Below are 13,722 nucleotides of genomic sequence, written 5' to 3'. Positions count from 1 at the left end.
ACAGCACCAAAGTGTAAGCATGCACTTTGGCTGTTGTGGTCTCTTTTTCTATTTACCGTGACAACAAGGAGGAAACGTAATGATGAAACATCAATTTTCAAGTCTTGAAAGAGATCGCATGCTGACAGACATGACGAAAAAAACATATGACCTATTTATTATCGGAGGAGGAATTACAGGAGCCGGAACAGCTCTTGACGCGGCATCAAGGGGAATGAAGGTCGCACTAAGCGAAATGCAGGACTTTGCGGCGGGAACATCAAGCCGATCAACGAAGCTGGTACATGGCGGCTTGCGCTATTTAAAACAATTTGAAGTCAAAATGGTCGCTGAGGTAGGAAAAGAGCGGGCGATTGTGTATGAAAACGGCCCGCATGTCACTACACCGGAATGGATGCTGCTTCCGTTTCATAAAGGCGGCACATTCGGTTCATTTACAACATCTATTGGGTTAAGGGTTTATGACTTCCTTGCAGGTGTGAAAAAGTCAGAACGAAGAAGCATGCTTTCAGCAAAAGAAACGCTGCAAAAAGAGCCTTTGGTGAAAAAAGACGGCTTAAAAGGCGGCGGGTACTATGTGGAATACCGCACTGACGATGCGAGACTGACCATTGAAGTCATGAAGGAAGCGGTGAAATTCGGGGCAGAGCCTGTGAATTACTCCAAAGTGAAGGAGCTTCTTTACGAAAAAGGCAAAGCCGTCGGCGTATTAATTGAAGATGTGCTGACAAAGAAAGAATATAAAGTGTATGCGAAAAAAATTGTCAATGCTACAGGCCCTTGGGTCGATCAGCTCAGAGAAAAAGACCATTCGAAAAACGGAAAGCATTTGCAGCATACAAAAGGCATTCACCTTGTATTTGACCAGTCTGTCTTTCCGCTGAAACAGGCTGTATATTTCGATACACCTGATGGCCGGATGGTATTTGCGATTCCTCGTGAAGGCAAAACATACGTGGGAACAACAGACACTGTTTACAAAGAGGCGCTGGAGCATCCGCGGATGACAACGGAGGATCGTGATTATGTCATCAAATCAATCAATTACATGTTCCCGGAACTGAATATTACTGCGAATGACATCGAATCCAGCTGGGCGGGGCTGCGTCCGCTGATTCATGAAGAAGGCAAAGATCCTTCTGAAATTTCACGGAAAGACGAGATTTGGACATCTGACTCAGGCCTGATCACCATTGCCGGCGGAAAACTGACTGGATACAGAAAAATGGCGGAGCACATCGTTGATCTTGTCCGTGATCGCTTAAAAGAAGAGGGCGAAAAGGATTTTGGACCATGTAAAACGAAAAACATGCCAATCTCTGGCGGGCACGTCGGCGGTTCGAAAAATCTTATGTCCTTCGTTACCGCGAAAACAAAAGAAGGAATTGCAGCCGGTTTATCAGAAAAAGACGCAAAACAGCTTGCGATCAGATACGGCTCTAACGTAGATCGCGTCTTTGACCGGGTAGAAGCGCTGAAAGATGAGGCCGCGAAACGCAACATTCCGGTTCATATTCTTGCTGAGGCAGAATACAGTATAGAAGAAGAGATGACTGCAACCCCTGCTGACTTCTTTGTCCGCAGAACGGGACGTTTATTTTTCGATATCAATTGGGTAAGAACATATAAAGATGCCGTTATTGATTTTATGAGCGAGCGATTCCAATGGGATGAGCAGGCGAAAAACAAACATACAGAAAACCTCAACAAGCTTTTACACGATGCGGTCGTACCGCTTGAGCAATAAATCATAACGGGCTGTCTGCAGCCCGTTATTTCTTTTTACGTGCCGAAAGGGCCAGATCTCAGGTTATCAAGTGACAGAGGCACCCGCTTCATATAAAATAATGGCATAAGCTGATACATAGGAGGACGAATATGACTTGGAGAAAGAGCTATGAACGCTGGAAACAGACAGAACATTTAGATCCGGAATTAAAAGAGCGCCTTATTGAATTAGAGGGGGATGAACAGGCCCTTGAGGACTGTTTCTATAAAGACCTTGAATTCGGTACCGGCGGAATGCGCGGGGAAATCGGCGCCGGGACAAATCGGATGAATATTTACACTGTGCGCAAAGCATCGGCCGGGTTTGCGGCATACATCTCGAAGCAAGGTGAGGAAGCGGAAAAACGGGGCGTTGTCATTGCTTATGATTCCCGCCATAAATCTCCGGAGTTCGCGATGGAAGCGGCAAAAACACTTGCGACACAAGGCATTCAAACATACGTGTTTGATGAGCTTCGCCCGACGCCAGAGCTGTCATTCGCTGTCAGACAGCTGAACGCTTATGGGGGAATTGTGGTAACGGCAAGCCATAACCCGCCTGAATATAACGGCTACAAAGTATACGGGGATGATGGCGGCCAGCTGCCTCCAAAGGAAGCGGACATCGTCATTGAGCAGGTAAACGCGATTGAAAATGAGCTGACGATCACAGTGGACGAAGAAAATAAGTTAAAAGAAAAAGGCTTAATCAAAATCATCGGTGAAGATATTGATAAAGTTTATACAGAAAAACTGACGTCGATTTCTGTACATCCTGAATTATCGGAAGAAGTAGATGTAAAGGTTGTTTTCACACCGCTGCATGGAACTGCAAATAAACCGGTCAGACGCGGACTTGAAGCACTCGGCTACAAAAATGTAACGGTTGTCAAAGAACAGGAACTGCCGGATTCAAACTTCTCCACTGTTACATCGCCAAACCCCGAAGAGCATGCGGCATTCGAATATGCCATTAAGCTTGGGGAGGAGCAGAATGCAGATATTCTCATCGCGACAGATCCTGATGCTGACCGCCTCGGCATCGCGGTGAAAAACGATCAAGGCAAATATACAGTGCTGACAGGAAACCAAACCGGAGCGCTGCTGCTTCATTACCTGCTTTCTGAAAAGAAAAAACAAGGCATCCTGCCTGATAACGGTGTTGTTCTCAAAACGATCGTCACAAGCGAAATCGGCCGTGCTGTAGCTTCTTCATTCGGCCTTGATACGATTGATACGCTGACAGGCTTTAAGTTTATCGGTGAAAAGATTAAGGAATACGAGGCATCAGGCCAGTATACCTTCCAATTCGGTTATGAAGAGAGCTACGGTTATTTAATCGGGGATTTTGCCCGCGATAAGGACGCCATTCAGGCTGCGCTTTTGGCAGTTGAAGTTTGCGCGTTCTATAAAAAACAGGGAATGTCATTGTATGAGGCGCTCATCAATCTCTTTAACGAATATGGTTTTTATCGTGAAGGGCTGAAATCCCTGACGCTGAAAGGCAAACAAGGAGCAGAGCAAATTGAAGCGATTCTTGCTTCCTTCAGACAAAATCCGCCGCAGAAAATGGCGGGCAAACAGGTTGTCACAGCAGAAGATTACGCTGTAAGCAAACGGACGCTTCTGACTGAAAACAAAGAAGAAGCTATCGACTTGCCAAAATCAAATGTACTGAAATACTTCCTGGAAGACGGGTCTTGGTTCTGTCTTCGTCCTTCTGGAACTGAGCCGAAGGTGAAATTTTATTTCGCCGTAAAAGGGTCATCTTTGGAAGACAGTGAAAAGCGACTTGCCGTCCTTTCTGAAGATGTAATGAAGACGGTTGATGAAATTGTTGAGTCGACGGCAAAATAATTCAAGTATGAGCTGGGTCATTGTAAATGATCCGGCTTTTTCTATTTCTCATCCAAAAGTCTGAAAGAAAATCATCCTATAAGTGAAGTAATGAAATACAAAAAACTGGTATAATCTTAAATACAAGATCAATGCCGGAGTGAGAAACGTGAGCAAAACGGGGATGGAAAAATTAAAAACGCTGAAAACGATTGCGGAAACCTTAAATCAAGGGCACGATATCAAAGCAACACTGGATGAGGTTTTAAAAGAGTTGCTGAGTCTGACAAACCTTCAATCCGGATGGATTTTTCTGATCGAAGAAGATGGGTCTTATACGTTAGCGGCCGACGCTTATCTGCCCCCGGCTTTAAGCCGCAAGGAAAAAGTGCTGATGTGCGAAGGGGAGTGTTACTGCCTGACGAAATTCAATAACGGAGGGCTTAGAAAGGCTGCAAATATCATGAACTGCAAACGCATCGAATCAGCAGAAAACCTGCATTGTTTTGACACAGAAGGGATTACGCATCATGCAACTGTGCCTTTAGAAGACGGGGACAGAAGATTCGGATTGTTAAATGTAGCGGCGGCCGGAAAAACCATGTTTGATGAGGAAGAGCTGCATTTACTCGAGTCTGTCGCCTTTCAGATCGGAACGGCAATCCAGCGTATGAGGCTTTCTGAATATCAACAAAAAAATGCTCTTTTAATGGAGCGTAACCGCCTCGCTCAGGAGCTTCACGATTCTGTCAATCAAATGCTGTTTTCCGTCAGTTTAACTGCCAAAGCTGCGAAGACACTAACAAAAGATGAGAATTTACAGCAGATGATTGATTTCATCCAAAACCTATCACAGGACGCGCTAGCAGAAATGAAAGCGTTAATTTGGCAGCTTCGCCCCGGAGGATTGGAAAAAGGGCTGGCTGAAGCCATTAAAAGCTATGGTGCGCTCATTGGATTGAAGATCATTTTTACACAAAAAGGCTGTCCTGTTCTGACTGATGAGCAGGAGCATATGCTATGGCGTGTCGTACAGGAAGCTTTAAATAACTGCAAAAAGCATGCCGGAACGGATACGGCTTATGTTAGTCTGACTGCTTCTTTGTGCCATGCGGAGCTGGATATCATCGATCATGGGGCAGGATTTCGCTATGAAGCGCATGCCGGTCTGCCTTCACTTGGCATCAAGGGTATGAAAGAACGGGCGGAAAAAGCCGGAGCTAAGTTTTGGATTGAGTCAGCGCTTGGAACTGGAACAAAGCTGTCCATCAGGCTTCCGCTAACAAGCCGAAAAGGAGGGGCGGTATGAAAATTGTCATTGCTGATGATCATCATGTTGTCAGAAAGGGTCTGCGTTTTTTCTTTGCCACCCAGGATGATATTGAAGTTGTCGGAGAAGCTGCAACCGGAATAGAAGCTCTCCGTGTCATCGAAGAGACAAAGCCGGATCTTGTGCTAATGGATCTGTCTATGCCCGAGATGGACGGCATTCAAGCCATTAAAAAAGCAATACAGCAATTTCCGCAGACGAATATCATTGTGCTGACGAGCTACTCTGATCAGGAGCACGTCATCCCCGCGCTTCAGGCAGGCGCGAAGGCGTATCAATTAAAGGATACGGAGCCCGAGGAATTGGTGAAAACACTAAGACAAGTGCATGGTGGCGAATACAAGCTTTCTACAGCTATTATGCCCCATGTGCTAACACATATGAAAAATCAGCACGACCCGGAAAAAGAAAAATACTATCAATTAACTAGAAGGGAAAAAGACGTTCTGACTGAAATAGCGAACGGGAAAAGCAATAAAGAAATCGCAGCAGCCTTGTTTATTTCAGAAAAAACAGTAAAAACCCATGTATCGAATCTTTTAGCAAAACTTGAAGTGGCCGATCGCACGCAAGCAGCGCTTTTCGCAGTGAAATATAACCTGAATGGGGAGATCTCAAAATGAACATGTTAGTCATAAATGGCACGCCAAGAAAACATGGCAGAACAAGAATTGCAGCATCCTATATTGCAGCTATGTATCACACGGATTTGATTGATCTAAGCGAGTTTGTATTGCCGGTTTTTAACGGTGAAGCGGATCAATCTGAACTGTTGAAGGTACAGGAGCTTAAGCAACGCGTTACGAAAGCGGATGCGATTGTATTATTATCGCCTGAATATCACAGCGGCATGAGCGGCGCTTTAAAAAATGCCTTGGATTTTCTAAGCAGCGAACAATTCAAATATAAGCCCGTTGCATTATTGGCAGTAGCGGGAGGCGGAAAAGGCGGCATCAATGCGCTGAACAATATGAGAACTGTGATGCGGGGTGTCTACGCCAATGTCATCCCGAAGCAGCTGGTGCTTGATCCGGTGCATATTGATGTTGAGAATGCTACAGTGGCTGAAAACATTAAGGAAAGCATAAAAGAGCTTGTCGAAGAACTCAGCATGTTCGCAAAAACAGGAAATCCCGGCGTCTTAACGCCGGGATTTGTTTATGTGAGAAGGGCTATTTGATCTTCATAAGTCAGCTCTGTGGCATGATCTATATAACGGAGAAGGGAATACAGCATCTTTTCTAAAACGGCGTAATCCTGTTCAAAATGATACGCATGCAGAAAGTGCTCAATTCGTTTTGATAACAAATCGTCCTCTGTACGCACCATTAAAATTAATAAATTATCCCATTGAGAACGATGGGTGTAATAAAGCGCTTTATCGTAATCGGCATAATCCATGAATCGCTTCTCCTTTCTTGGGTGAGAAGTTCATGATTAGTTTATGCCGCATCCTCTGTTATTGACGGGGCAAAACTTGGCGTCTGCGGCAGTAAAGGGGTAGCAATATGAGGGAGACATAAAATCAAAATGCCTGAATGAAGATATCGCTTTTGGTAAACCTATGAGGGAATATATTCTGGGTACAGGAGACTGAAAAAATGAAATCCCTGCCGTATACCATCGCGCTTCTTTTTTGCGGATTGATTATCGTGTCAATGGCTGCAAAAGGTCATTCAACGGACACAAACGAGTCCGTTCAAAAGTGGGAACAGCTTGCCTGGAGCAAAATTCAGGATGAATATAAGGGTGCTTCATTTTCTGATTATGCTTATATGGGGCGTACAGAGGTGAATGATCAGCAGACGAAAGATGTCTTTCGGGTGACAGTCAGACAAAAAGATGACACTTTTTCTGTTCGGGCCGAAGTCTATTTTCATCCGGTGACAAATCATATGATCAGCATCAACGTCTTTAGGCTCTAATAAAAAACTGTACAGCCGTTAAGGCCGCACAGTTTCTGTTTTTAGAAATATCGTTTTGCACCGAGATAGCGCTGTTTCCAGTAAGAGTTATTCATATTGGAAATGACAACTCCGGAATCGTTGGCATTTATGAATTCCCCGTTGCCTAGGTAAATTCCGACGTGGGAAGGGCCGGCTTTATATGTTGTAAAGAAAACGAAATCTCCGACAGCAGGCTGGCTAACTGATTTCATTGTGTTCCAATATCCCGCTGCCGTTAATCTAGATACGGATGTGACTTTGTTCAGTACATAATAAATGAATCCGCTGCAGTCAAACCCGGACGGTGTCGTGCCTCCCCAGCGATACGGAACCCCAAGCTGCGCTTTAGCGGCCGAAATCATTGTGTTAATCTTCGCACTCGTTGAGCTAGTGGTGTTTGAAGAACCGGATGAAGACGATGATGAAGCTTTTCCGGAAATGACCAGCTTTTGGCCAACCTGCAAGACATCCGTTTTTAAATTGTTTTTCTCACGAATCTGCTGAGCTGTTACATTAAATTTTTGTGCAATCACCCATAAGGAATCACCGCTTTTCACCGTGTATGTAGTCGTCGTGCCGGAGCTTGCATTTGACGAAGAAGACGACGATGATGAAGAGCCTGAAGATGCTTTACCTGTCAGCTTCAATACTTGTCCAACGTACAGCACATCTGATTTCAGATTGTTGATATTTCGGATTTGCTGTACAGTCAGGTTATAGTTGTTTGCGATTTTCCAAAGTGAATCACCGCTTTTAACGGTATATTTAGTTGTTGCTGAAGTTTGGTTCGATTTGGATGAATTGTCTTTAGAAGACGTATCAGAGCCGCTTGATTTTGTTTTCAACACCTGATTCACGTAAATGGTGTCTGATTTTAAGTTGTTCAAGACCTTCAATTCAGCGATGGACATATTGACTTTGTTTGCAATTTTCCAAAGTGAATCTCCAAGCTGCACCTTATATGTTCCCGTAGAAGATGAAGAACTTGAACTCTTATTAGAACTGCTTTTTGAACTGGAGCTTGAACTCTTATTAGAGTTGCTTTTTTTACTGGAACTAGAGCTTGAAGAAACAGTACCGGACACCTTTAATTTCTGCCCAGCACGAATTAAATCGCTGCTTAGTCCGTTTAATTTTTTCAGTTCCTGCACCGTCATTTTAAACTCATTTGCGATCAGCCAAAGTGAATCTCCGCTTTTCACTGTGTAAACAGAACTTCCGCTCTTCTTGGTTGTTGAGCTTGAAGTAGATGAAGAAGTGCTGGATTTGCTGCCTGGAATGGTAAGCGTCTGGCCGATCGACAGAACAGTAGTCGAAAGATGATTGGCGGATGTGAGGGCCGCCACACTTGTGTTATAGGTTTGGGCCAGTTTCCATAAAGAATCTCCGCTTTTGACCTTAATCGTTGCTGCTTCAGCTGGTGTCACTACTAAAGTTGTGCCGACAATCGCAGATGCTGTCAGCCCTGCTGCTAATTTCTTTTTCATCTTAGCTCTCCTTTTCCCCCAATGATTTTGCATTTGCTGTTTCTTTTTTATATCGGCACATTTGTCTCATCGTTTTGCCTTTTTATAAAATTAGCCATATTATCTTAACAATAAGGGGGAAAAAGGGCATAAAAAAAAGAAGGAATCTTGATTCATTCCTTCATTTTTAAAAGCTTCATGATATCTTCTTTGTTTTTGACGAGGTCGCGCAGTGTGTATCTGTCTAAAACTGCGAGGTAGGCCAAAAGCGCTTCATTCAGCACATGTTTTAAGCCGCACACCGGGGAAATAACGCAGAGATTCTTGTTCGCATCAAAACATTCAACAATATTAAAATCGTCCTCCGTTTTTCTGACAACCTCACCGATGTTGATGTCTTCAGGGTCCATGCCTAATCGTATGCCGCCGCCCCGTCCGCGTATCGTTTCTACGTAGCCGAGCTGGCCGAGCCTGTATATGACTTTCATGAGATGATTTTTTGAAATAGAATACGTTTCGGCAATCTGTTTTATATTTGAAAGTTCTCCGGGACGCTCTGCAGCCAGAAAAATCAACACTCTTAATGAATAATCTGTATAATTGGTTAACTTCATAATAAGACCTCAGAATAAGACATTTTCTATATCTTATCATAATCGATTGAAAAATGAAAAAAAAGGAATTAAAAAACATGCACCCAGCTGGGTGCATGTTTTTTGCTTACATGTCATTCGGCGGATTTTGGTTTTTACGGTTTTTTTCGATTTCTGTGTTTTGCATTTTGCGTTCAAATGTAGACAGATAACGTGATGCAAAATCCTTACCGCCAAGGCCGAAGGATAAACCGAAAGCAAGTGCGAAGCCGCTAAGTACGATGATGAACGCGGAATTGACGATTGTCGCAGCGACACTAAGCTGATCCAGGGCCATAAAGAAAGCAAGTGCGATAATCGTATATTTAGCAATAGGCGCTAAAGACTTGAATTCCTGGCCTTTTATCATGCTTGAGAGCACTTTTCTCACCAATTCTCCTGCGTAAAGGCCGAGTCCGAGAATGAATACTGCGACAAGGACATTCGGCAGATACGCGATGATGCCGGTGGCAATTTCTACGAGGAAGTGCAACCGAACAATTTGAAGCGCCTCAGCTGTAAAGAGCAGAATGACAATGATTTGCGCAATCATACCGACAACTTGAGACAAGGACAGCTTTGCAGGCGTTCCGGCTTCCATGCCCATTTTCCCTAAGACAGAATCAAAGCCTGCGCGATGGAGCAGTCCGGACACCATGGATTTCACCCATTTTCCTGCCCAGATACCCGCTAATACAAGCACGATGGCAATCATGATGTTCGGAAGCATGTTTAAAATCGTATTCAGCATAGAGACAGCTGGTTTTGAAATGCCGGCGACATCCAGCTGATCAAGCGCTGAAATGACCACCGGAATCATAATCAGCACATAAGCGATTGTTCCGATGACTGCTGAAAGGCTTGTGTCTTTTAAGTAAATTGATAAACCCATACGTGCCGCGAATCTTTCCGTGCCGATGCTTGCAAGGAAATTCGTAATGATATCACGGACAAGGCGGGCAACAAGCCAGCCGATTAATACGATAAGCGCCGCTGCAAATAATTTCGGCAGAAAAGCGAGCACGCTTTCCATCATATTTGTAAAAGGACCTGAAATGCCGCTGATTTTCAAAGAAGATAAGACCCCTGGCAGAAAAACAAGCAGCACGAGATAAAAGACAATTTGTGAAGCGGTATTGACAGCCTGGTGAATATCTTTTCCTTCAGACACCAAATTCCACTTGCGCAGTTTGTCACTCGTGTTCAGCTTCATCCCGATTTTTTTGACAAGGAAGCTCAAAACAGAGGCTGCAGCCCATCCTAACAGCAGAATGAGTCCGGCTTTCAGCACGCTTGGGATCGCAGCTGCAATCGCCGAAAGCATACTGACAAACGGCGATGCCACTGTTGTCAGGTGCAAAATGTTAAAGAATAAAATAAAGACGATGATCAGTGCGATAAAATAAACGACCTTGCTTATGACTTTTTCCGAGGAATAGCGTGAAGGCTTTTTCCCAGCAAAGAGCTTGTCGTCGATTTTTGTTTTGCTGAGTCCTTTGTATACCGCTTTTTCAATGATTTTAGCAATAGCCCAGCCGATTAATAAGACGAGTAAAGCAATGATTACGTTTGGCAGCTTACTGAGATAAGAAGAAAGCACGTCTGCTACATTCAATTGGTATCGCTCCTTTTTCGTAGTATGGTGTGTGTTTACCCACTGATCCAATAAGCAAACAGATGAATGTGCCGGGGGAATTTTTTCTTGCCCGAGTGAGACTATCATCTTTTGTATGGCGGGCTCATACATTATAGATAAGTCCAAGTAGGGGGGATTCGGTTGAACGCGGAGGAGAAGAAGGGATTACAGCGGGCAATTGAGGAAATTACCGAAATTGCAAAAGGATTCGGCCTTGATTTCTACCCGATGAGATATGAAATCTGCCCGGCTGAAATTATTTATACATTTGGCGCGTACGGGATGCCGACAAGATTCAGCCACTGGAGCTTCGGCAAGCAGTTTCATAAGATGAAGCTGCACTATGATCTAGGGTTAAGTAAGATCTATGAGCTGGTCATTAACTCAGATCCATGCTACGCTTTTTTGCTGGACAGCAACTCACTGATCCAAAATAAATTGATTGTCGCACACGTTCTTGCCCATTGCGATTTCTTCAAAAACAACTGCCGTTTCCAAAACACGAAGCGCGATATGGTGGAAAGCATGGCGGCAACAGCTGAACGGATAAAACACTATGAACAGGTTCACGGGATAAAAGAAGTGGAATCTTTTTTAGATGCGATCCTTTCGATTCAGGAGCATATCGATCCGTCGTTGGTCCGACCAAAGCTCCAATGGAGTGTGGATGATGAGGAAGAGGAGATTGAAGAGGCAGCCACGCCTTACGATGATCTATGGTCTTTGGATGAAAAGAAACCGAAAAAACAAGTGAAAAAATCGAAAAAACCGTTCCCGCCGCGGCCTGAAAAAGATATCCTGCTTTTTATCGAGGAGCATTCCCGGGAGCTGGAGCCATGGCAGCGTGATATATTAACGATGATGAGAGAGGAAATGCTTTATTTCTGGCCTCAGCTGGAAACCAAGATTATGAATGAGGGCTGGGCTTCCTATTGGCACCAGCGAATTATACGTGAGCTTGATTTAACCTCTGATGAAGCGATCGAGTTCGCCAAGCTGAATGCAGGTGTCGTTCAGCCGTCCAAAACAGGCATTAATCCTTATTATTTAGGGCTGAAAATATTTGAAGACATTGAGGAGAGGTACAACAACCCGACGGAGGAAATGAAGAAAATGGGCGTGCAGCCTGACTCCGGCCGGGAGAAAATGTTTGAGGTCAGGGAGATTGAATCCGATATCTCTTTCATCCGCAATTATTTAACCAAAGAATTAGTCATGCGCGAGGATCTTTATTTATTTCAAAAACAGGGCCGAGATTATAAAATCATCGATAAACAGTGGAAGTCGGTGCGCGACCAGCTCGTAAGCATGCGGGTAAATGGCGGTTTTCCATATTTGACAGTAAACGACGGCGATTATATGAAAAATAACGAGCTCTATATTAAGCATTGGTATGAAGGAATAGAGTTAGATTTGAAATATTTGGAGAAGGTGCTTCCTTATTTATTCCAGCTTTGGGGAAGAAGCGTGCACATTGAGTCTGTGCTTGAGGATAAGGAAGTCATGTTTTCGTACGACGGAAAAGGTGTTCACCGCAGATATTTATAAAAAAGAGGATGCAGCGTTCTGCATCCTTTTTATTTTCCAGTTTTTAAAATCTTAAATATGATGTTTGCCTGGTCCGTATTGTTAATCAATCCGCGGAATTTTTCTTTTCCGGGGCCGTACGCGTATATCGGTACTTCTTCGCCGGTATGATCGGTACTCGTCCATCCGCTGTTGGAGCGAGTATTAAAAATCTTGATGATGGCTTTGTAGGCCCCTTTGCTTTTGTCAGCCTGTGAAGCTGCTTCAACGCTTTTGATTTCTTCAGATGTGACTTTCAGATTGCCATAGCGGGCGAGCACATCTTTAACCGGCTTGCCTTCACTGATTTTTTTGGCCATGAATTCAGGTGTTTTCTTAGCGGAGAGAATCGGTTCTGCGTGCCAATTCTTTTCCCCGTTTGCGCCAATGGTAAAGCCGCCGGTTGTATGGTCAGCAGTTGCAATCACAAGTGTGTGTTTGTCTTTTTTCGCAAATTCAATCGCGGCTTTATAGGCCTGTTCAAAATCTTTAACCTCGCTCATAGCTCCTACTGTATCATTGTCATGGGCCGCCCAGTCAATCTGGCTCCCTTCGACCATCAAGAAAAATCCTTTTTTATTTTGGTTCAGGCGATCAATTGCTGAAACCGTCATGTCTTTGAGAGACGGTGTTTTACTGTCACGGTCGAGCGCTTTAGCAAGCCCTCTATCTGCGAAAAGCCCGAGCACCTGTTGATCTTTATTTTTCTTCAATGCTTGTTTAGTTGTCACATAGCTGTAGCCGGCTTGTTTGAATTCCTTTGTCAAGTTTCTGTCCTTGCGGTTAAAATAAGATTTTCCGCCGCCAAGCAAAACGTCTATTTTATGTTTGCCTTTTATTTTGTCATCCATATAGCTGTTGGCGATTTCGTCCATGTTTTTCCGTGATTCATTGTGGGCGCCATATGCGGCTGGAGTGGCGTGGTTAATTTCAGACGTGGCGACGAGCCCTGTTGACTTGCCTTGCTGTTTGGCCTCTTCAAGTACTGATTTCACATTTTTCCCGTTTTTATCGACGCCAATTGCATTGTTATATGTCTTAACGCCTGTCGCTAATGCTGTTCCGGCTGCTGCTGAATCTGTAATATTATAGTCAGGGTCATCCGGATGCGTCATCATCATGCCTGTCAGGTTCCGGTCAAATTCTGTTAACTTCGGGTTATTCGGTGTGTCACCGTTATTTTTCATGGAACGGTAGGCTCTTATGTAAGGCGTCCCCATGCCGTCGCCTATCATCACAATGACATTTCTGATCTCAGCTTTGTCTTGTTTTTTGGCGCTGGCCTTTTCTGTTTGCTGCAGCTCAGCTCCGGCAAAGATTCCAGCTGTAAGGACAGAAACAGCGGCGATTGGCAGAAGTTTTGATTTCATATTTTGAAACAAACTCATTTTTTTCATGCCTCCTTTAATGTATTCCGTTTATCATGTTAGGGAAATTTTGTTAAATGCGGCTGTTGATCATGTAAACAATAAGTAAAGCCTTGTAAGGAAATGAAAAAACGCTTTTCGTTATCTTGCCTTATTTGATGTAAAGCATTCATTTT

The 13,722-nt window shown here is 44.0% G+C and carries 12 protein-coding genes; 7 read left to right on the top strand and 5 right to left on the bottom strand.

From position 1 onward, the window contains the following. Positions 1–79: 79 nt before the first annotated feature. From glpD to yhdA, 5 genes are all read left to right on the top strand, one after another. A complete protein-coding gene (gene glpD, locus M1D94_RS16220) occupies positions 80–1,747 on the top strand; it encodes a glycerol-3-phosphate dehydrogenase (protein ID WP_021479678.1) in 1,668 nt (555 codons plus the stop codon). Between the two features lie 131 nt (positions 1,748–1,878). Beyond that, positions 1,879–3,624 carry a phosphoglucomutase gene (gene pgcA / locus M1D94_RS16215; RefSeq protein WP_049140652.1) on the top strand — a complete coding sequence of 582 codons (1,746 nt, stop codon included), beginning with the start codon at positions 1,879–1,881 and terminating at the stop codon, positions 3,622–3,624. Positions 3,625–3,772: 148 nt separating this feature from the next. Next, positions 3,773–4,912, top strand: a complete 1,140-nt coding sequence (yhcY, locus tag M1D94_RS16210; RefSeq protein ID WP_446015135.1) for a two-component system sensor histidine kinase YhcY — start codon at positions 3,773–3,775, stop codon at positions 4,910–4,912. Next, positions 4,909–5,556, top strand: a complete 648-nt coding sequence (gene yhcZ, locus M1D94_RS16205; RefSeq protein ID WP_069837394.1) for a two-component system response regulator YhcZ — start codon at positions 4,909–4,911, stop codon at positions 5,554–5,556. The genes yhcY and yhcZ overlap by 4 nt, the downstream gene beginning before the upstream one ends. Then, the gene (gene yhdA, locus M1D94_RS16200; RefSeq protein ID WP_321541371.1) at positions 5,553–6,113 is read left to right on the top strand and encodes an FMN-dependent NADPH-azoreductase; all 561 of its coding nucleotides are present in this window, start codon (positions 5,553–5,555) and stop codon (positions 6,111–6,113) included. Before yhcZ ends, yhdA begins: the two co-directional genes overlap by 4 nt. On the opposite strand, the gene M1D94_RS16195 is transcribed toward yhdA, so the two are convergent. Further along, a complete protein-coding gene (locus tag M1D94_RS16195; protein WP_003233373.1) occupies positions 6,092–6,334 on the bottom strand; it encodes a YhdB family protein in 243 nt (80 codons plus the stop codon). The two genes, yhdA and M1D94_RS16195, sit on opposite strands and share 22 nt — an antisense overlap. Before the next feature lie 200 nt (positions 6,335–6,534). Between M1D94_RS16195 and M1D94_RS16190 the strand changes: the two genes are divergently transcribed. Further along, entirely contained in the window at positions 6,535–6,858 is a 324-nt protein-coding gene (locus M1D94_RS16190; RefSeq protein ID WP_014476269.1) for a YqzG/YhdC family protein, read from the top strand. A 41-nt stretch (positions 6,859–6,899) separates the two neighbouring features. Here the strand turns inward: M1D94_RS16190 and lytF are convergent, their stop codons facing one another. The 3 genes from lytF to M1D94_RS16175 form a co-directional block, all read right to left on the bottom strand. Next, positions 6,900–8,366, bottom strand: a complete 1,467-nt coding sequence (lytF, locus tag M1D94_RS16185; protein ID WP_032721232.1) for a peptidoglycan endopeptidase LytF — start codon at positions 8,364–8,366, stop codon at positions 6,900–6,902. A 152-nt stretch (positions 8,367–8,518) separates the two neighbouring features. After that, a complete protein-coding gene (gene nsrR, locus M1D94_RS16180) occupies positions 8,519–8,959 on the bottom strand; it encodes a nitric oxide-sensing transcriptional repressor NsrR (protein WP_014476271.1) in 441 nt (146 codons plus the stop codon). Between the two features lie 106 nt (positions 8,960–9,065). Continuing rightward, entirely contained in the window at positions 9,066–10,592 is a 1,527-nt protein-coding gene (locus M1D94_RS16175; RefSeq protein ID WP_432704790.1) for a mechanosensitive ion channel, read from the bottom strand. A gap of 162 nt (positions 10,593–10,754) precedes the next feature. On the opposite strand from M1D94_RS16175, the gene spoVR reads away from it, so the two are divergent. Further along, positions 10,755–12,161, top strand: a complete 1,407-nt coding sequence (gene spoVR, locus M1D94_RS16170) for a stage V sporulation protein SpoVR (protein WP_014479295.1) — start codon at positions 10,755–10,757, stop codon at positions 12,159–12,161. A 29-nt stretch (positions 12,162–12,190) separates the two neighbouring features. On the opposite strand, the gene phoA is transcribed toward spoVR, so the two are convergent. Next, on the bottom strand, positions 12,191–13,576 hold the full coding sequence (phoA, locus tag M1D94_RS16165; protein WP_326243370.1) for an alkaline phosphatase PhoA: 1,386 nt from the start codon (positions 13,574–13,576) through the stop codon (positions 12,191–12,193). Positions 13,577–13,722 lie beyond the last annotated feature (146 nt).

This window comes from Bacillus sp. JZ109, from assembly GCF_053903135.1.
Note: the sequence above shows the minus strand (reverse complement) of the source record. Positions and strands in the feature narration are given on the sequence as shown.

Coding starts and splice junctions, on each gene's coding strand:
- glpD (WP_021479678.1), top strand. CDS start 80: ATGATGAAACATCAATTTTCAAGTCTTGAAAGAGATCGCATGCTGACA.
- pgcA (WP_049140652.1), top strand. CDS start 1,879: ATGACTTGGAGAAAGAGCTATGAACGCTGGAAACAGACAGAACATTTA.
- yhcZ (WP_069837394.1), top strand. CDS start 4,909: ATGAAAATTGTCATTGCTGATGATCATCATGTTGTCAGAAAGGGTCTG.
- yhdA (WP_321541371.1), top strand. CDS start 5,553: ATGAACATGTTAGTCATAAATGGCACGCCAAGAAAACATGGCAGAACA.
- M1D94_RS16195 (WP_003233373.1), bottom strand. CDS start 6,334: ATGGATTATGCCGATTACGATAAAGCGCTTTATTACACCCATCGTTCT.
- M1D94_RS16190 (WP_014476269.1), top strand. CDS start 6,535: ATGAAATCCCTGCCGTATACCATCGCGCTTCTTTTTTGCGGATTGATT.
- lytF (WP_032721232.1), bottom strand. CDS start 8,366: ATGAAAAAGAAATTAGCAGCAGGGCTGACAGCATCTGCGATTGTCGGC.
- nsrR (WP_014476271.1), bottom strand. CDS start 8,959: ATGAAGTTAACCAATTATACAGATTATTCATTAAGAGTGTTGATTTTT.
- phoA (WP_326243370.1), bottom strand. CDS start 13,576: ATGAAAAAAATGAGTTTGTTTCAAAATATGAAATCAAAACTTCTGCCA.